At 32.4% G+C, this 20183-nt stretch carries 17 protein-coding genes; 8 read left to right on the top strand and 9 right to left on the bottom strand.

Annotation, left to right across the window (positions count from 1 at the left end):
- Positions 1-64 precede the first annotated feature (64 nt).
- Both IPK14_19860 and IPK14_19855 read right to left on the bottom strand, forming a co-directional pair.
- Positions 65-1657, bottom strand: coding sequence for a serine/threonine protein kinase (locus tag IPK14_19860; GenBank protein ID MBK7995542.1), 1593 nt, complete (start codon positions 1655-1657; stop codon positions 65-67).
- 166 nt (positions 1658-1823) lie between these two features.
- Complete coding sequence (locus IPK14_19855) at positions 1824-2597, bottom strand: DnaJ domain-containing protein (protein ID MBK7995541.1); 774 nt, start codon at positions 2595-2597, stop codon at positions 1824-1826.
- A 278-nt stretch (positions 2598-2875) separates the two neighbouring features.
- Here IPK14_19855 and IPK14_19850 point away from each other — a divergent pair, with 278 nt between their 5' ends.
- From IPK14_19850 to IPK14_19840, 3 genes are all read left to right on the top strand, one after another.
- Complete coding sequence (locus IPK14_19850; GenBank protein ID MBK7995540.1) at positions 2876-3229, top strand: hypothetical protein; 354 nt, start codon at positions 2876-2878, stop codon at positions 3227-3229.
- 363 nt (positions 3230-3592) lie between these two features.
- On the top strand, positions 3593-4234 hold the full coding sequence (locus tag IPK14_19845) for an ArsR family transcriptional regulator (GenBank protein MBK7995539.1): 642 nt from the start codon (positions 3593-3595) through the stop codon (positions 4232-4234).
- A 167-nt stretch (positions 4235-4401) separates the two neighbouring features.
- Complete coding sequence (locus IPK14_19840) at positions 4402-7947, top strand: protein kinase (protein ID MBK7995538.1); 3546 nt, start codon at positions 4402-4404, stop codon at positions 7945-7947.
- Here IPK14_19840 and IPK14_19835 read toward each other — a convergent pair whose 3' ends face one another.
- The 6 genes from IPK14_19835 to IPK14_19810 form a co-directional block, all read right to left on the bottom strand.
- The gene (locus IPK14_19835; protein MBK7995537.1) at positions 7948-8175 is read right to left on the bottom strand and encodes a hypothetical protein; all 228 of its coding nucleotides are present in this window, start codon (positions 8173-8175) and stop codon (positions 7948-7950) included. It lies immediately after the preceding gene.
- Positions 8176-8257: 82 nt separating this feature from the next.
- Positions 8258-8701 (bottom strand): hypothetical protein, encoded by a 444-nt coding sequence (locus IPK14_19830; protein MBK7995536.1) that lies wholly within the window; start codon positions 8699-8701, stop codon positions 8258-8260.
- 103 nt (positions 8702-8804) lie between these two features.
- Entirely contained in the window at positions 8805-9359 is a 555-nt protein-coding gene (locus IPK14_19825; protein MBK7995535.1) for a hypothetical protein, read from the bottom strand.
- A gap of 94 nt (positions 9360-9453) precedes the next feature.
- On the bottom strand, positions 9454-10428 hold the full coding sequence (locus IPK14_19820; protein MBK7995534.1) for a response regulator: 975 nt from the start codon (positions 10426-10428) through the stop codon (positions 9454-9456).
- A 42-nt stretch (positions 10429-10470) separates the two neighbouring features.
- Positions 10471-13260: a hypothetical protein gene (locus tag IPK14_19815; protein ID MBK7995533.1), complete on the bottom strand. Its 2790-nt coding sequence runs from the start codon at positions 13258-13260 to the stop codon at positions 10471-10473.
- Positions 13261-13425: 165 nt separating this feature from the next.
- Positions 13426-14901 carry a gluconokinase gene (locus IPK14_19810; GenBank protein MBK7995532.1) on the bottom strand — a complete coding sequence of 492 codons (1476 nt, stop codon included), beginning with the start codon at positions 14899-14901 and terminating at the stop codon, positions 13426-13428.
- A gap of 151 nt (positions 14902-15052) precedes the next feature.
- Between IPK14_19810 and IPK14_19805 the strand changes: the two genes are divergently transcribed.
- From IPK14_19805 to IPK14_19785, 5 genes are all read left to right on the top strand, one after another.
- Positions 15053-16099 carry a serine/threonine protein kinase gene (locus IPK14_19805; GenBank protein MBK7995531.1) on the top strand — a complete coding sequence of 349 codons (1047 nt, stop codon included), beginning with the start codon at positions 15053-15055 and terminating at the stop codon, positions 16097-16099.
- Complete coding sequence (locus tag IPK14_19800) at positions 16069-17136, top strand: FHA domain-containing protein (GenBank protein ID MBK7995530.1); 1068 nt, start codon at positions 16069-16071, stop codon at positions 17134-17136. Before IPK14_19805 ends, IPK14_19800 begins: the two co-directional genes overlap by 31 nt.
- Before the next feature lie 15 nt (positions 17137-17151).
- Positions 17152-17844, top strand: coding sequence for a hypothetical protein (locus IPK14_19795; protein ID MBK7995529.1), 693 nt, complete (start codon positions 17152-17154; stop codon positions 17842-17844).
- Positions 17783-18514, top strand: a complete 732-nt coding sequence (locus tag IPK14_19790) for a hypothetical protein (GenBank protein MBK7995528.1) — start codon at positions 17783-17785, stop codon at positions 18512-18514. The genes IPK14_19795 and IPK14_19790 overlap by 62 nt, the downstream gene beginning before the upstream one ends.
- A gap of 65 nt (positions 18515-18579) precedes the next feature.
- Positions 18580-19089, top strand: a complete 510-nt coding sequence (locus IPK14_19785; GenBank protein MBK7995527.1) for a hypothetical protein — start codon at positions 18580-18582, stop codon at positions 19087-19089.
- A gap of 81 nt (positions 19090-19170) precedes the next feature.
- Here IPK14_19785 and pta read toward each other — a convergent pair whose 3' ends face one another.
- Positions 19171-20172: a phosphate acetyltransferase gene (gene pta / locus IPK14_19780; protein ID MBK7995526.1), complete on the bottom strand. Its 1002-nt coding sequence runs from the start codon at positions 20170-20172 to the stop codon at positions 19171-19173.
- Positions 20173-20183: the final 11 nt, after the last annotated feature.

The following is a 20183-nucleotide window of genomic DNA, read 5'->3' as shown; positions in this document are numbered from 1 at the left end:
CTTTCAGGATTGGGATTTTTTGACTTTGACGTTTAACTTAGAAGTTGGTTCCAAAAGAAATCCGTTAACTAGGTTTCACATTAGCAAGTAAATTTTGTAGTGCTGCTTTTAATTCACTCAAAAATATATCATCTAGCGGACTATCTGTTTCTAAATCGCCAATAATAATTTGCAGCAACATTGCAGTTTCTTTAGAGCTATTAAGTAAGGCTTCTCGGTTAATATTTACAATTTTAGGGACTGTACCCGATGGTATTTCTATAGAAATTATTTGCGATAAATCAGCAGCTAAAGCTTGTTGATTACTGCTATCACCTACTGTAATAGCCTCTGGAGCAGCACCAAGTAAGTTTTGTAACTCGCTAAAGTCATTTTCACTAGTTTTTTTACTAACTTGCAAACGCGGAACAGATGCTGTTTTTCTAGCCTTTAAGCCAATGCTTATAGAGTGATTAAAAGAACTACTTCTGGAATTACTAGCAACATTACCAGACACACCAACTACAGGAGCATTACTTATATCATTATTATTGTCAGACATATAGGCTGGGGGCGGAGGTAGATTTAATTTTTCTTCTAAAGTTGGTAAATCGCTATCTATTTCTAACATCCTAGTAGAGCTTTTATTAGGGTCACTTGCTAAAAGCAGTGCTGCTTCTAAATCTTGTTCACTGGCATTAAGAAATACTTTTAAGAATTCTTGTTCTGTTACAGCTTTTACAGCAGCTTCTAGCTCAGAAGCAAAAGCAATCATATCTGGAGGGCGATTACTTGGAGCTTTTTCTAGCGCGTGCATTACTACAGCATTAACAACCGCTGGTATGCCCTTACGGACTTCATAAGTAGGGCGTGGTTTTTCCGATGCTTGTTTTACAGCTATTGCTGTATGTGATGGCCCAACAAAAGGCAACTGTCCTGTAAGTAGTTCATAAAGAATAATGCCTAAAGAGTAAACATCAGAGCGTGCATCTACTTCTTTACCATAACATTGTTCTGGTGACATATAATGAGGAGTTCCAACAACAAAGCCTTTACGAGTAATGTTTCCTTCTACTTCATTATGAATAGCTTCCTTAAACTTAGCGATGCCAAAATCTAGGACTTTTACAACTTCTTGTTCGCTATCTAGGTGAAGAAAGATATTTTCTGGTTTTAAGTCTCGATGGACAATTTTACGTTTATGAGCAATAGCAGCAGCAGCAGCAATTTGTTGGATAATCTCGTTAGCATCCTTAATAGAAAAGAATTTTTGTTCCTTTAACCTTTGTCTAAGTGTTACACCTGATAAATATTCCATTACAACATAAACTAAATTATCTATGGTGACACCAAAATCCATCACAGCAATAGCATTAGGATGGCGTATTTGCATTGCTGCATAAGCTTCACGGCGAAAGCGTTCAATAGTACTAACATCACTTGTAGAGTTACTGTGCATTATCTTTAAGGCTACAGGAACATTTAGTTGTACATGCGTACAACGATAAACTGCACCAGCACCACCCTTAGCAATAAGTTTATCTATTTGGTATTTGTTATCAATCAACCGCCCAATCATATCATCTTTATTTTGGACAAAAATTAAGCGTTGTCCATCATAGGGGCAAAAACCGCTATTATCTTCAAAAGGGCGATTACATTTAAGACATTGTTTCATGAAAAGAAAGCTTCTTTCGTGCAGCTAATAAATTATGCCCAGCCCTGTCATGACTGGGCTATTACAAAATGCCATTACAGGGCATTAAAATTCTAAAATTTTTTAGAATCAATAAGTTACAAAATAAATTCCATGTATATTAAATTATCATGTAAAACTAAATTGTTTATAAATCAAATACTTCATCCATTTTTGAAACAAATTCTCGCCAAATTCCTATAAGAAAAACTGCAATTGTAGGTAGCAAAAATATGTTCATTAAATAGTAATTATCAATGTAGGGGCCATTTTTACCATTATCTAAGAAATAATACCCTATTAATGTACCTAGCACTAAAGAAACCAAATATCCAAATCCTAAAAAAGCTAAGGCTAAAGAACGGCTAAAGGGTTGTTTTGGAGGTTCTGTCATTTTAGTTACTGAAGGAACGTTTGGTAAATAAGTATATTTCTCTAATATATTTTGCATATTTTGAAAAAGAAACCGTACTCCAAAAACAAATAAAAAGACAGCTAAAACTTTTGTTACAATAGAATCCAAAATCATAGGTTTTAGTAGAGCAACAATAAAAGTAGAGGTAAAAAGAGTTGCTACTACAGTCACAGCCTGAGCGCGGGCCTGCACTTCAAGGCGTTCTTGTTCTAACATTTCTTCAACAACACGATTAATATTAGAGCGATAAACATCTCGTTGTGTGCGTAAGTTATTGCTTCGGCGGTTACTATCTAGTTTTTCTATTCCACCTAGGTCATAAAGTGACCTAAGTTCAGGGTTAGAAAGCACTTTATAAGCTTCACTTAAACGAGCAAATTGTTCATTAGCCTCCGGTGCATTGCTTAGATCTGGATGAAGTTGTCTAGCTAATTTGCGATAGGCTGAACGGATCTCGTCTTGGCTCGCTTTTGGACAAACTCCAAGTATTTGGTAGTAATCAAACATAATTACTCCCCACAAATTTTTATTAATTTAATTTAAGTCGCGGCCAAGTAAACTAACTTTTCGATTATAGCAAGGTAAAAAGGATTGTGCATAAAAATTTTTAACTTTACTCTTAAGTCATACATTTAGTAGATCTTTTTTGTGTAGATCTCTATTAAAGTTTAAGAAAGATTAAATTTAGCCAATATTGCGGCTAAATTCCTAGCCTTTAGAGTCAATCAACGGTAATCTTTATCGGCATCAAAAACAAAAATTTTATTTTCTGAGGAAGTTTTTGCATGAATCAACAAGATGTACAATTAATAATTAAATTTGCTAAAAAATTAGTTTCCTATGCCCAATTACAAGGTAATACAGAACTACACCCTAATGAAAATGAGTACAATGATCCTCACTTAGGGGTAATAAATAATGGAAAAAACATAGAAATTTGGGTAAAGAAAGACCCTTCAGATCGTCCTAACGTAGACAACCGCGTTTTCTATGCAATTAATTTAGATAATGTAAATTATTTACTAATGGTCTTTCGCCAAGGCCGTTGGCCTAAGTATTTACGACAGGTTGTAGAAAAAGAAGAAAAACCTTCTTTTGCAAACATAGATGATCAAGAAATTTTTCCCGAATTACAGTAGCTTAACTTAAAAGAAAATAGGTTAACTTAAACTTAATCTATTTTCTTTTTGTTGTCTCTTTAAAAACTTGCCCAATAAGGCTAACTGCTGGAATTTCCGCAATTACATAAGGATAGCGGGTTTGAAAAACCTATATCTAAGTGTTACACTTTTTTTGTACCTTAGCTTTATATTAATAAGTAACTTAAGTTCTAACTAGTAATTTGTTGTAAGGTATTCTCTGGAATAATAGAGTATAATATCACTGGTAATATTGCTAGTGTCTCTAATTTACTTTATAGATAAAATTAGCTAGTTAAAACAATAAAACATTTATTCTTAGTGTTGTTAATTATCAGTCATTTTCGTTAAGACTTTATGGTTATGGATAATCAGCTAGTTGACAAAACCCGCGAAAAAATTTTACATCTACTTAAAATTAATGGGGAGATGACTGTATCTTCACTAAGTGAAGAGCTTAAAGTATCAGGTGTAAACATTCGTGGTCATTTAAGCCGAATGGAGAGAGATGGTTTAGTTATTATGCGTTGTGAGAAATCTAATGAACGTGGACGGCCATCATATCTTTATAAACTTACAGAAAAAGGGCATTCTTCTTTTCCTAGTGCTTATAATCAATTGGCTAGTGATGTATTAAAGCAAGTAAAGCAAATGTTTGGTATGCAAGCAATTAGCTCAATATTTGCTGGTCGGGCCCAGGAGTTTCTTCAGCAATTACAATCAAAATTTAAGGGTAAACCCTTAGAAGTTACTAAAATTAGTGAACTTGCAGAACTTTTACGTGCTATGGGTTATGTTGTAGAAGTTAATGCTATGGGTAAGAATGAGTATGTTCTTACCATTAAGCATTGCCCTATTTCCCAGGTTGCAGCAGATTTTCCAGAAGTTTGTACAGCAGAACTTAATATGCAAAGACAAGCTTTAGATGCGCATGTTTCTCTAAAACGTACTATCCCCCAAGGTAGTAATAGTTGTCACTACCATATTATCTTCCAAAATAAATAGTAAATATATTTATTGTCAATTTATTAGATAGAAAAGTTTTTCTCTAATACTAGCTAAGATTGAATAACCTGAAAGGTTATGCTAATTTGCTTAAATCTACTAAATCAATAAGATAAAGATTTACTTAAAATAAATTTGATAAGTTAATTAATTTATAAACTATTGCAATGGCAGACAACACAACAACTCAAAATTTATCTGGTCAAATTATTGATAATAAATATGAATTGATTGAGCCTCTTGGCGAAGGAGGTATGTCAGTTGTTTATAAAGCTCGCCGACTACGTATAAATGATGAAGTAGCCATTAAAATTTTACATGCAGAAGTAACGGCTGATGCTGTTAGCCAAATTCGTTTTGAGCGTGAAGCCCAGGCAGCAGCACGAATTAAACACCCTAATATTGTTACTATTCATGACTTTGGAACAACAACTTCAGGGCTAACTTATTTAGTAATGGAAATGCTTCAGGGCCCAACTCTTAGTGAAGAATTAAGTAATTATAATGGTCTGGCTGTAGAGCGATTTATTGATATTTTTCTGCCTGTATGTCGTGCCATAGGAGCAGCACACCAAGAAGGAATTATTCACCGCGACCTTAAACCTTCTAACATATTACTACATAAGCTTAAAGATGGTACAGAATTAGTCAAAGTAGTTGATTTTGGTATTGTTAAAGTTCGTGCAGGTGAAGCGTTAACCCAAGTCAATAACATACTTGGCACACCTCATTATATGTCACCAGAACAATGCTATAGTCGAGAATTAGATGCTCGTTCCGATATATATTCCCTAGCAATAATTGCCTATGAGATGTTAACTGGTCATCTGCCATTTAATGAATCATCAATTATTGAAATTCTGCAAGCTCATGTAGAAAAAGCACCACCATCTTTAAGACAATTCCGGCCTAATATTCCTATGGATTTAGAAGCTGTTATTTTAAGAGCTTTAAGTAAAACGGCTGATGAGCGTCCAAATTCAGCCCAGGAATTTGGACAAGAACTCTTGACTAACTCAGGAATTGGTCATTTACGAACTGTTAACACAGGAGCGCATAACAAAAATAAATCCTCTAGTGCTGATTTAACCCCTTATCCAAATAAGCGTAATGAGCCTATTACACCCTTACGTTTAGATACTATTAGCCGTCGTTTAGTTAAAGTTAATCCAGATTTTAGTAATTTTGTAGGTAGAAAAAAGGAATTAGAAAGACTAACGGCAGAATATCAAAATTTACTAGCTGGAAAAGCTAGGCCAGTGGTAGTTTTAGGGGAAAAAGGCGTTGGACTCTCTCAATTAGGAGAAGAGTTTACTAAATGGTTAAAAAAGCAGAATATTCCTGTTTTGCTAACTAAATTTTATGAACCCACTAGCCGCGCACAACTACCTTTTCAACCTTGGTTGGATTTACTGCGAAGAATATTTAATGTCCGTCGTCAGTCTTTATCTCAAGAATCAGATTTAATTCCTATAGTTGCAGAAAAAACAGGGATAATTTTACCTGAGTATATTTTTGAAGGTCGTAGCCTAGATGAAAGTGAAAAATGGTCAGTTTTTGAAAGTCTAGCAAATACTATTTCCTCAACTATTCAAATAGGAGCATTAATATTTGATAGCTTAGAATATGCTCATGTTAATTTAGAGTTTCTTTCTTATTTAATCCGTAATTTCCCTAGTCAAACATTATTTGTTTTTTTAGTTAATAGTGAAAAAGCAACCCAAAAAGGTCATCCTTGCCAAGAATGGTTAGTTTCTCTATCTCGTTCTGGAGGCTATGAAACCATAAAGCTAACTCCATTAAGTCAAGCTGAATTAAGAAATATGTTAGATGGTATTTTTGGCCGCTTAGAAATAATTGAACGAGATATTGAAAGAATTTGGGAAGTTTCTAGAGGAAACCCTTACTATGTTGTTGAAGTAGTTCGCTATTTAATTAATGAAAGAAAAATAACTTTATCAGCAGAGGCTTGGCATTGTGAAAATATTAAAGATTTTGTGTTACCTGAAAGCTTACAACAGTTAGCAGAAATAAAGTTAGGACAAGCAGGTCAAGATACATTAGATATTTTACGTCAAGCAGCAATAATAGGCCAACAGTTTACTTTTGATCTACTAGAAAAATTTACTAATCTTTCAGAAGATACATTAATTGATTCTTTAGAAAAGGCTATAAAAGCAAGAATACTACAAGAAACAGAGAGCAAAGAAGAAGAATATTTATTTACTGACCCAACAGTTCAATTTGTACTTTATGAAGCAACCCCAAAACGACGTAGACGCAAGCTACATTTACAAGTAGCTAAAGCCATTGAGGACTTAGTAAAAAATAACCAACAAAAATTACTTCGTCATAGTACAGCATTACTTCATCATTATTATGAATCAGGAGAAATAGAAAAAACCTTTTATTATGGTCGTCTTGCAGCAGAAGCAGCACTGTCACGACAAGACATTGCACAAGCAGAAAAATATTATAATTGGGCATTAACTGCTGCTTCAGAAATGCAGGAAGAAGGAAACCTACCTAATTTAGAGGAACAAGCACAGCTTTATTTAGGCTCATCTCGTATTGCTTTACATTTAGGACAAATAGAAAAAGCTCAACAAGACCTTGCAAAAGCCCAACAATTGACTAAATTTGAGCAAAATCAAACTATAATTTGTCATAGTAATTTAATTAAAAGTCAAATAGAGTATTATTTAAGTAATTTTGAGCAAGCACGAGAAGCAACGGAAATAGGATTAAAGGCTGCTCGCTCTCTTGGAGATACCAAATTAGAAAGCCAGTTATTGCTAATGCTAGCCCAAATTCTTACAGCATTGGGAAAGACAGAAGAAACTCTTGATATATTAGAAGCTAATCTAACTATTGCACGCCAGCAAAAAGTTATTAGCACAGAAAACCAAATTTTATCTTTATTAGGTAGCACTTATGGCTTAACAGGAAAATTTAAGCAAGGTTTTATACTAGTAGAACAAGCCTTAAAAATGGCTCATAACAATAAAGACCGTTTTGGAGAATTAACCGCCTTACGTCGTATGGGTCAACTCTATCTTCAAACAATGCAATTAGATAAAGCATTAGAAGCTTTTGATTGTGGGCTAGAACTAGCTTATATTTTAGAAGCTAAAATAGATGAAGCAATTTTTGAAAACGGGCGTGGAGATGTTTACCGCTATTTAAGTGAGTTAGATACGGCTCGTGAATGCTATGAGAAATTACTTAATATTGCTAATAGTATGGATAATATAGGAGCAAAAACACTAGCTAACCATAATTTAGGGTTAGTTAGCTTAGAATTAGGTATCTATCATGATGCTTTACGTAAGCTTAAAAAAGCCTTAGAAGAACATAATAAACTAGGTCAAAATAGGCTAATGGCTGAAGCTTATTGTGCTTTAGCCTATACAAATGAGCAGCTAGGACAAGTAGAAGTAGCCCAACAAAACTATCAAACAGCTATAGAGCTTTGCCAGCGCATTATTCATCCAACCTACAAGTGGCAAGCTCATTATGGTTTAGCAAACACTTTTTGGATGTTTGGTCAAACGGAAGAAGCTTTAGAGGAACTTCAAAAAGCCCAAGAAATTATCCAAAAACTTTGTGATAATTTACCAGATAATGTTGATTTAGCAGAGTTTATGAGAGATAAGCTAAAGGTTCAAGCATTAATAGAAGATATAGAGTCTTCTACGCAGGAGAATTTTTAGTTAAGTTTCAAATGGGCTATCTTCGTCTAATGTTTCTATTTTTTTGGCTGAATTTAATGCTGAATCACTCAAAATATCTTTTTGAAGTTGTTTTAAGGTTGTTAAGGCAATAGAAAAATCTTTAATAGCTGTTTCTACATCTTCTTGAGACATTTTTGTTCCAAGCTTATTTTCTAAATCTGTAAGTTTCTCTACTAAATCATTTAAGTTTTCTTCTGATTTACCCATAAAATCTTAAACTCCTACTTAATTAGTACAAAAATAAAAGGGTAGAACGACTCTACCCTTTTACTTTCATTAAGTTAGTTATTTAGCTGCTAGCTTTCCCATCACAGCAATTTTTATCTATCAAACAACATTTACCATCTGTTGAACAACAATCTTCATTTTGGCTAATGTCATTGCTAGTGCTGGTTTTTAAGCTAACATTTTGAATAGTTTTTTTACTGTCTTTTTCATCACAGCAATTTTTGTCTACCACACAACAGCTTTTATCTACTACACAACAGGAATTAGAATTATATGCAACTTTTTTGCTTTTGCTCTTAGAAGTTTTTTTGGTCACTTTCTTTTCTGAGCAACTCGTTTTAGAAGCACAACAAGATTTTCCTTCAGCCTTTTCTTCACAATGTGTTTTAGCTTCTGTTGTTTGATTAGACTTTTCACCTGTGTTTTTTTCTTGAGCAAAAACAGGTAAAGCAAACATGGTAAGAATTAAAGCAAAACTAACTAAAAATGATTTCAAATTTGACATAACTGAATCTCCTAATTTAAGTAAATTTAAGTTTTTAGCTAAAAGGATAGTTAATTAACTAACCTAAGTTAATAAATAGAAAAGACTTAGCTAAAAGTTATTTTTAAATTAGGAAGACACAGCAACGTAGGTAGGTTTTTTCTTGATTGACTAATTTTTTAATTGGAAAGCTAGTAAAAATAATTTGCTCTTTAACAACAGTAGGATAAGAAAGTTCTGTAGTAATTATAATTTTTAGGTCGTCTAGCCTAGGAATTCTAGGAATATCAAGAACTTCTTCAGAAGGTAAACAACATTTCATTTTACAACTAGAATCACTATTAAACCCCTCTACCAGATCATTGCTTAAAAGAAACTCACAGGAAGTTAAATTATTTGTAGTGTTATCTGTAGTGCAACAGTTTTGACTGTTGTTTTCACTACAACTAGTTTCTAATGAAATTTCACTAGCAGCACAAGTTTCTGATTCTTCAAAATCGCTTTCCTGACAATTACTTTCTGTAAAACTAGCAGAAGTTTGATGACAAGTAGTTTCTAGGTCTACTTGGCATTTGGTAAAACAGCAAACTATGCTTGCCATTCCACTTAGGCAAAAAATTATAGCTAAAGCCAAGCTTTGTTTAATTAATTTTAAGAAAACTTTTTGGACATTTAGCATTTTGTATTTGTACCTATTAAGTTAAGTAGTATTTAGAAACTTAACATAGCTTTTTATTAGCTGTCTAACTATTTCTTCAGAATTTTTCCTAAAACTAATTTAAGACTTTTGTTTCCTTATTAAATAACCATTCTTGAATTGTGTGTGCAAGTTTATCTATATTAAATGGCTTTTCTATAAAATCGTCTATATAAGCATCTTTATAATCTATTTTCATTTCGCTTATAGAATTAGCAGTAATAATAAGAATTGGTGTATGTTTGCTATCTTTTTGCTTATTTTCATACTCTCTAATTTCTTTACTAGCTATTAGTCCATCTTTTTCTGGCATATAATGATCCATTAATACAAGATCATATCTATTAGATAAAAACATTTCTACAGCTTCTTTTCCATTATTAGCAATATCTACTTTATAACCAATAGTTTTTAATTTTGCTACTACTATTTTCTGATTAATTTTTTCATCATCTGCAAGCAAAATTCTTTTATCTTTAACCATTTCACTATTTATTTCTTGATTTGAACTTGAAATATTAGTCAAATTTTCTTGATTTTTAGATAAGTCTGCGATTAAACAAGTTAAAGCAGGTAAAATTATAGTAAAACAACTACCAACCCCTATTTGACTATGTACAGAAATATTACCACTATGTGCAGCAATAATACGTTTAACAATGGAAAGCCCTAGTCCTACACCTGCTTTACTTTGGCTAGATTTAGCTTGTCGATAAGGTTCAAAAATATAGGGTAATTCTTCGGGTAAAATTCCTTCTCCAGTATCTGTAATGGAAATATTAACAAATGTTAATCCAGTTTCTACACCACTACCTTTTTGTGTTGAAACTTCAACCGTTATTTTTCCATTTTTAGGAGTAAATTTAAGAGCATTAGAAAATAAATTACTAAAAACCCTTTCTAATTTATTAGCATCAGCAGAAACTAAAGGTATTTGTGCGTCTGGATAAAATTTAACTAAAATATTTTTATCCCTAGCAGCTATTTTTGCTCCTTCTACAGAATAAGTAATTAAGTATAAAAGGTTTGTAGGTTGAAACTCTAGTTTCATCTCCTCAGAATTAGCTCGGTAAAACTCTAAAACTTCATTAACCTAATCAACTATTTTCTTTACACTTTTTCGAGAAGTATTAATTAACTTTGATTTTACAATATCTTTTTTATCTTCTAAGAGAATATCTAAAGTAGAACTAATTACAGTTAAAGGAGATTTTAAGTCATGAACTAACATGGCAGTAAATTTAGCTTTGATTTCGTCTAGTTCTTTTAACTTTAAGTTTGCTTCCTCTAGGTCTTGATTCTTTTGTTTAATTTCTAATTCATTCTTTATACGTTGTTGGTTTTCTCTTTCCAAACTTTCTGTTTGAACTTGAGCCGCTTTTGTTTGAAGTTCTGCTGCTTTTGCTTCTAGGAGTGCTGCTTTTGCTGCCATTTCAGCAGATTCAGCCCTTAATTTTGCCTCTTTTATATTAGCTGCTATTTTTAGCCTATTAGTTTGATAGCTAATAATAGCTGAAATACTACCTATAAGCATTACACTATAAAGTAAATAAGCCCAATTACTTCGCCAAGGAGGAGGTAAAACCGTAAACTTTAGCTCTGTTATTTTGTCGCTCCAAATTTGATGGTTATTAGTTCCTCGGACTTCAAAAGTATAGTTGCCTGGGTCTAAATTGTTGTAAATAACTTCTTTTTGACCGCGTGATTGTATCCAATCTGGATCAAAACCTACTAACCGATAATTATAAAGATTATTTTCTGGGTCATTAAAATCTATTGCAGCAAATTTAATTGATAAAGATTTTTGTGTGTAATTTAGCTCTAAACTACTTTGATCTGTATCTAACCTAACTCCATTAACTAAAAAATCAGTGATAATAACTTTTGGGGCGACATTGTTTTTTATAATTTGTTCTGGATAAAAACTATTTAGCCCATTAGTTCCACCAAAAAATAGCTCTCCTCTTGAACTCTTAAAAAAAGCATACCGATTAAATTCTTTGCCTTGTAGCCCATCATTAACACCAAAAAGTTCAAATGTTTTTTTGCCTGGATCATAATGAGCAAGTCCATTATCACTACTTATCCAAAGAGTATTTTTTGAGTCTCCTAAAATACCATAAGTATTATTATGAGGCAGCCCATCTTTTTCTGTTATTGCAGTAAATTCATTTTTCTGTGAGTTAAAACTTAAAACTCCAGAACCTTTTGTTGCAATCCAAATATTTTTATTTTCATCTTCCCAAAAACTACATATATAACTATCTGAGATATAAATTCCTGATAAATAACCTGTGTAAAAAGTGCTTTGGTTAGTTTTTGTATTTACAACTAAAAAACCTCTTTCAGTCCCTATCCAAATTTTTCCTTGACTATCTTCAAAAATTGCCTGTATATCTTCCCCTATTACCCATTTATCTAAATACTGTTTTTTATAATTTGTAATAACTTGTCGATCTTTACTTATTGAATATAAATTGTTTGCCGTACCAATCCATAAAGTACCTTGTCGATCTTCATGAAATACTTTTCCAGAATATACAAGCTTTGTAGCAGTATTTTTATCTAATTTAGTATTAACAATAGTAAAATCTGTATTAAGCTGGCCTTCTTTAGCTAAAATATCAGGAAAAAGTCCTATCCAGAAAATATTTTGGCTATCCTTATAAATATTCCAAACCAAACTGCTACCCAAGGAAATATCTTCTATTTTATCTTGGTAATGAGTAACTTTTCCTGTTTGACGATCTAATTTATTAAGACCGCCATATTGAGTAGCTATCCAAATAAAACCTTCAGAATCTTCAAAAATACCTCTAATATAGTTATTACTTAATGAGTTTTTATTAAAAGGATTATTTTGATAAAGACGAAACAAATTTCTATATGGAGAGAGTTTATTTAAGCCATAAGAACCATCCCCTGCCCATAAAACTCCACCTCGATCTTGAAATAAAGCAAAAATAGTATTGCCAAGTAAGCTATTGGGATCTTCTGGATTATTTCTATAATTAGTAGTTTTACCTGTAGTTAAATCTATCTTAAAAAATCCTGACTTAAAAGTACCTACATAAAGAGTTTTTGAATCTGCTAAAAGTAAAGAAGTTATTTGTTCATTATTTACTTGTTCATACTTACTTACTATTTGTTTAGTTTGGGTATTTACTAAATAAAGCCCTTCCGTACTGCCAACAAATAAATTTCCATTAGGGTGTAGTGCTATATTGTTATAAGCTATGTTAAAAAAAGCGTTTTTTGTATCTAATTTTATTATATCTGTAGAAGTTTTAGTTAAACGGTCAAAAATTTTTAATTTATCATTAGTACTAACCCATAAATTATCATAATGATCTTCTACTATGCCATAAACAGGAGAATAATTAGTATCTACAGTTTTTTCCTTAAGCAAATAACGTTCACATTGATTATTAGCTATATCTAATTTTACTAATCCCCAATTAGTACCTAACCAAAGAATATTATTTTTATCCTGATAAATACTGCTTATCCAGCTAGTAATATTAGTAAGCGTATCATCACAAAGCGGGATTTTGCTAAAAGAGTCTGTTTGTCTATTATATTTTAGTAATCCTTCTGTTGAGCCAATCCATAGGTTATTAGCTTTATCTTCATAAAGACAAAGTATTCTTTTAACAGGCAGATTGTCAGGATATTGATAAGATTTAATTTGTCCATCATAACGATTTAGACCAAACTCTGTCCCTATCCATATAAAACCCTTATAATCTTGTAGTATTGCTAGTATTCCATTGTTAGAAAGACCTTGTTTTTGAGTAATATGGTCAAAGTAAACCTGATTGTCTTGGGAATAAATAGTTTTTATACAAAAAGTAATACAAAGTAGCAAAAATGTGCTACTCATAATTATTTTTTTGATAAAACTAATAAATGCCATCTAATTATTAAATTTCTTTTTGTTTTAATGAATTATAAAAAGATTTTTCGTTTTAAGATAAGTCTTTTTATAATTTCTTACTAGATATTTTTATTTATTTTATAGCCAGATTTTCAGATTTAAAATAAAAGATTAATTTTCTAAAACTAATTTTTGATAAAAATTTTTATATCGGCCAATTGCGTGCTGGTAAACGAATTTGTTGTCAGAGTTTGTCTTATATATTTCCTTAAAATTATCACTTTTATCAAACTTTAAGATATTTAACGCTTCTAAAGCTAAAAGAGCAGCCCCCCGGCTACTAGCTTCTGCTTGCGATATAACGCCTAAATTTTCCCCTATTACATCAGCAATAATTTTTCCCCAAACCCTTGAATTATATAAGCCTCCACCTGTAGCAACAATTACTTTAGGTTTATCTAAAATTTTTATTAACTCTTGATAAATCAAGAAAAATTGATAAGCAATGGCTTCTAAAGCTGCTCTAAGAATTTCTATAGGCTTAGTAGCTAGTTGTAAACCTATTATTGCCCCTTTAGCATTATCGTTCCAACCCAAACTTCGTTCTCCACTAAAAAATGGAAGTAGAGTTAGTCCATGACTATCAGCTTTTATTTTGTTTAAGGCTATTTCTAATGCTTTATCACTTAAGTTTAAGATTAAGGTATTTTTTAACCAAGCAAAAAGATTGCCTGCATTAGAAATTGCACCGCCGATTATGCTACGTCGTGAGTCTATACGATAAGACCAAAGCCCGCTAGGAATTGAAAAATCTCTCTCACAAACTACCCGCATTGCTCCAGAAGTGCCAATCATTAAAGCAAATTTAGTGTTGTCAAAACAATTGCTACCAATATTACTACAAGCCCCATCTCCAATAGCTAAAAACCAGGGTATTTTAGCAAGTTCGGGCCAACGTCCTGCAAATTTTGGTCTTAAGTTTTTAAGCGGTTCTTCACTAATTCTAGGTAGTTGTGAAAATTCTAATGGTAGGTTTTTGATTAATTCTTTATCCCAAACACAATTATTATGATCAAGTAATCCTGTTCCAGATGCTAAGGAAATACTAGTAGTTAATTCGCCAAATAACTCTAAAAAAAGATAATCTGCAAAAGATAGCCAATATTTTATTTCTGAAAAATTTTCTTTTTTTGATAGCCAAGAGATTTTTGCAGGCCAGTAGCTAGAATGTAGTCTACAACCTGTTTTTTGATGTATTTCTATTTCATTTAAGCTAGCTTGTAAATTCTTTGCAGCTAAATGGCTTCGGGTATCATTCCAGCTAATTAATGGCATAATAGCTTTAGCCTTAGAGTCAATTCCCATAAGACTATGCCAAAAGCTAGAAATTGAAACAGCTTTGATTAAATAATTTTCTTTGCTTACTTTTTCTAAAAAAGAGTCTAAACAATTAGCAATTAGAGAAAATAAAGTTTTTGCTGCTACTTCTACTTTGCCATCTAATGCAGTATTCATTTGGTAAGCTTGTTGAACTATTAAACCTTTGACAGCTTGGCCTTTGTTATCATAACCCAATACTCTAACTGAAGAAGTTCCTAGGTCAATACTACAGATTAGCAGTTTTTTTTTTATATTAATTTTGGTCATAAAAATTTTTATTTTTAAATTGTTAAAATCAAATGAAAATTTTTGGCTATATAAAACTCTCATGCTATGATCAGGGTATTTTAGCCATAACATAAAAATAACAAAAAACAAATCTGCCCCTAAGTAATGGTTGGTCTCTTTGGAGTTGCTTATGAAAGAATGTGTTGTTTGCAAACGAGTTTTTGGTGATCATGTAGAAAAATGTGACCGTGATTATAGTCCTCTTAGAATTACACTTCCAATATTTCCAATTATCAACTCTTACCGATTAGACCAAAGAATTGGCTCCGGTTCCTTAGCAATTGTTTATAAAGGAGCTAAGATTGGTCAAAATACCCCTCTAGCAATTAAAGTTTTCCATCCAGAATTTTTACAAGCCGACCCAGAAATAGCTAATGTAATTCTGGCCGAAGCTCAAGCTATGGCTAAAGCACAAAACACCAATATTGTCCAAATACTAGATTATGGTCTTAGCAACAATACACTTTATATAGTAATGGAATATTTAGAAGGGTGTTTATTAAGTACATTAATTGAACAAGAACCTAATTTAACTTTAGAAACGGTTTATAACTTAATGTATCAAATCTGTGCAGCAGTAGCAGTAATGCACAAAAATAATAAATTACACCATGACTTAAAACCAAATAATATTTTTATTGTTTATGATCAAAATGGGAAAGAACGTATTAAAGTTTTAGACTTTGGTTTTGCCAAAATTAAAAACCAAGAACTATATAATTTCCTTCCCGGTTCAAGAACACAAAACCTATTTTCTCTACCTTTTTATCTTTCTCCTGAAGAATGTGATGGCTTAGAAATCACTAAACTTAGTGAGATTTACTCTTTAGGAGTAATCTTTTATCAATTACTAACTGGTAGAGTACCTTTTTTTGCTACTTCTGCACAAGAATTGATGAATCAACATATAAAACAAAGCCCTATACCATTAAGATCCATTAGAAGAGACATTCCAGAAGCTGTTGAGTCTCTAGTATTAAGGGCTTTAGCTAAATCTCCTGAAGATCGATTTTCCTCGGTTTTATCAATGATTAATTTAATAAAAATGATTATTGATAAACCTAGAACAGGCCAAATGGAATCTTTATCAGAAATCCTACCAACTATAACAGGCCCAACACCTCAAGTAGAAGAATTAACAACACTATGCCAAAAGCCTCTAAGCTTGACCCAGTAGCTGAAAGAAGTGTTAATATAAGTAAATTTCCACCTAGTGCAGTTGCAGAAAAAAATCCAAAATTAGCATCAATGGCTAAAGTATTAGTAGAAGCCTTAAGAATAAGTCAATTTTTATCTAGTTCTGACTTAAATCCACAAAAAATAGTTTCTCAACTAGGAAAAGAACTAGAAACTAAAGCTGTTTTCAAAGATGGGATTTGGCTTGCTCCTAATTTAATGAAAATTTATGTACCACATACTTCTACAAAAAAATTCCAAGAAATGGAATCTATTTTTAACTCTATAGCCTTTATTAGCAACATTTATAAATATGTCCGTGAAGCAGGATATCGCTTTTTTAGTGATATTAAACTAGAGCTTGAAATTGTCCATCCTCAAGCTAGCGGTTATGAAGGTTGCTCTTTAGAGCTAATCTGGCCGACAGGTAGCGATATTAGCAATGGACTAGAAAAAATTATTCAAGTAGATTCACATAAAATAGTAAAAACACATCTTCCAGCAGTACAAATTTCTACTTTAGCACTACTTCAACCAATTAATGGAACTACTTACACAAATTACCATTTAGTTATTAAACCAACTACTTATCTAGGACGTTTTCGCAACGTTGTTGATTTACAAACTAGCCAACTTTTACGACGTAATGATATTTCATTTTTACAACCTAACCACCCAACATCACCTAATACAACTATATCCCGTAAACATGCGAAAATAGAATTTACTAATGGTAATTTTTACCTTTATGATACTGGTAGCACTAATGGAACTAAAATTAACAGGCGAGAAAATAATACTCGTACACAAATACCTTTAACCCCTTATGGACAAGGAGTTTTACTTAAAAATCAAGATATTATTCAACTAGGAAGTGCTTTGCTATCCTTTGAACTCATTCCTTCACATAAAGCTTCTGATATGATTGATAAGCTTTCAGCAGAACTAGAAAACAACCATGATCAACTAGGCTCAACAGCAGAAGCCTTTCGCACTATGGTTGCTAGCTCTTCTAGTGGAGCAGCTATAGTATGGTGATATAAGTAAAATTACATGATTGGCCTTCATTCTGTTTTAACAGAAGATTTTTTTTGTTTTGCTAGTAAGGGCAAATGGCATCAAATCCCTATTGATATAAAGCTATTGCTTAATGCAAGTGATATAGCAGAATTGGCTAGGCAGTATGAGAGAAAACACGTTTGGTTACTTCCTACTTGCTCTCTTTCTAAAAAATTAACTGATAAACCACTAATTTTTACACCTGATTTTACTAAACATCCATTTATAAGTAACTTAGGCGAAGAATGGAAACTAGACCATGTAACCAAACCAGGCGATATGATTTATCAAATTGCTCTAAAATACTATTGGGAATCAGACCGAAATTGCACCTATATTAATTTACCAAATCGTTTAATAGACTGGTATTTTTCAGATATTACGCAAGCATCAAACCTTTATGGAGCAATAAGTTATTTAGAAACACTATTAGATATAGAATTAAGAAATAAGCCTAATACAACAGGAATTAATTTAATTGAGCGACTAAATTCTACAAATGATGTTAGAAAAAAATATATTAAAGACTTAAAAACCGATTTAGCTATTTGGCATGAAAATAAGCCTTTTGATTTAGCCTGGGTACGTCCATTAAATAAAAAAGATCAAAAATGCAAATATATTTATGTTTATGATAAAAACCAACAATATCTATCTGCTAGCAATATCTTTTTTTGGTGTTGGTGAACCTGAACGGCTAATTAATCCAAGTTTTGATAAAGCAATTGTTGGACTCTGGAAAATCTCTTTAAGTGGAGAAAGCCTTTGGAATGGGCAAAGCCTTCCACATCCACTAGGAAACAGCCGTGAACCTTATCTTTCTGAAGGTTGGTTTGATACTGCTTTAGTACAACTAGCTTTAGATTTAGGTTATCAAGTAACTATTTATGAAGCAGAAGTATTTAAGCAAAAAGCTAAGATACTTGAACCATTTTATAAACTGCTTACATCTGCATTAACTGAGCTTAAAAATAATGCTGAAAATAAATTTAAGAATGAAATCGCTCGTCAAAAAGCTATTTTAGGGGTAAAAAGTGTTTTTCGCTCTACCATAGGCTTATTTGATGCCAATATTTATAGCAAACGTAAATGGAGTTTTAGACCTGATTGGCGTTGGTCAATTATTGCTACAGCACGAGCAAGAATGTTTTACAACATTGATAAACTCTTAAAAGAAGGGTTTCACCCTCTAGCAGCACGAACTGACGCGCTTTATTTTGCTAGCAATCAAGAAATTCCTCTTGGAGATAAATATAAACTAGAAGCCAAATATCCATTAAAAAAAGTAGCACATCTTTTTGACCTCCCAATTAGAGATTTTATTAGAGCAATGGATCAGCTAAAACAAAATAATTAATTTGCTTTTCTATGTTTTAATATTAAGGCTTATTTTCTTAAAACTGTAGGAGTTATAAAATTTCTATGTCTTCATATAGTGGTACTAATTTAACTCAAATAGCTGAACAAATTTTAGCTAGTAAAATCCAGTATCAAGAAGATAGTTTTTTTGAAGTGCTTTATGATTTTGGTAGCACCCCTGCTTTAGCAATGGCTATGGCAGGAACAACCGACAAAAAAAGCAAAGCTTATAAGGCTGCAATGCGTAAAGTAAATTTTTACAAAAGAGGTGTTAGAAAACCTTCTCCAAAATCTAAAGAACAAATCCTAGCAGCTATGCAAAAAAATCCAAAAACTAAAAGCCGTCGGATTCAACAAATAGGGAGTCTAACAATAAGTATTCAAGGCACTTGGAGAAAAAGTAAAGATCTTCGCCAACGTAAAGTTATTCATAAAATGAATGCTGAAACTGCTAAAAAATTTATTACCGAACTATTAAAAAGTGAAGAAGCTGGAATGGATTTTTTGCTTTTTGATTACGGAGTTGAAGACGCTAATTTTGAAAACTACTCTATCACTATAGAAGAATTTTAGAAAAATGTAGGAATTAAAAAGCCTAGCAATTACTTTATTACTAGGCTTTTAGAATCAATTGCCGCATTAGCAAACAAATTTTTATTTTCCTGCTTGGGCTTGAACTGCTGTAATTGCAACAGCATCAACAATATCTGCTGCCTTACAACCACGAGACAAGTCATTAGCTGGTTTATCAAGACCTTGAAGTATTGGCCCAATGGCCGTTGCACCTGCTAGGCGTTCTGTTAATTTATAACCAATATTTCCTGACTGTAAATCTGGGAAAATTAATGTGTTAGCCTCGCCTGCAACACTGCTACCAGGTGCTTTACTTGCTCCTACTTTAGGAACAAGGGCAGCGTCAGCTTGCAGTTCACCATCAACTTTTAACTGTGGTGCGCGAGCGCGAATAGTTTGTAAAGCTTCTACAACTTTATCCACTAATTGATGTGTTGCACTACCCTTAGTTGAAAAACTAAGAAGCGCAACTTTAGGTTCTACTTCTAGCAAAGCGCGGGTGTTTTCTGCTGAAGCAATAGCTATTTCTGCTAGCTCTACTGCATTAGGGTTAATTACTACTCCACAATCAGCATAAATAAAATTTCCATCTGCTCCATAAGGACAATTAGGGACTACCATAATAAAAAAACTAGAAACAATACGGAAATTTTTCTTTAGTCCTATTACTTGAAGTGCTGCTCTAACCGTGTGTGCTGTAGTATTAGTAGCACCAGCAACAGAGCCGTCTGCTTTATTTTCTCTAACCATCATATTCCCAAAAAAAAGTGGATCTTGTATGGCTTTTTCTGCCTCTTCCCAAGAGATTCCTTTAGCTTTTCTTAGCTCATAAAAATACTGTACATACTTAGTAAAATCTGATGAGCGACGAGGATTAATTATTGGGATATTGCTAAGAGAAATATTTTGTTCTTTAGCTGCTTTTGCAATTTTATCCTCATCTCCAAGCAAAGTAACTTGCGCCATTTTACTTTTAATAATTTCTGCTGCTGCTTCAATAGTCCGTGGATCTTCACCTTCAGGAAGCACAATATGTTGAGGACTAGCAGTAGCACGACTACGTAAACGTTCTAGCACTTTCATAAAAATTTATC

The organism is Blastocatellia bacterium (assembly GCA_016713405.1).
Classification (GTDB): Bacteria; Acidobacteriota; Blastocatellia; order Chloracidobacteriales; family JADJPF01; genus JADJPF01.
This window is presented reverse-complemented; position numbering and strand designations above follow the sequence as displayed.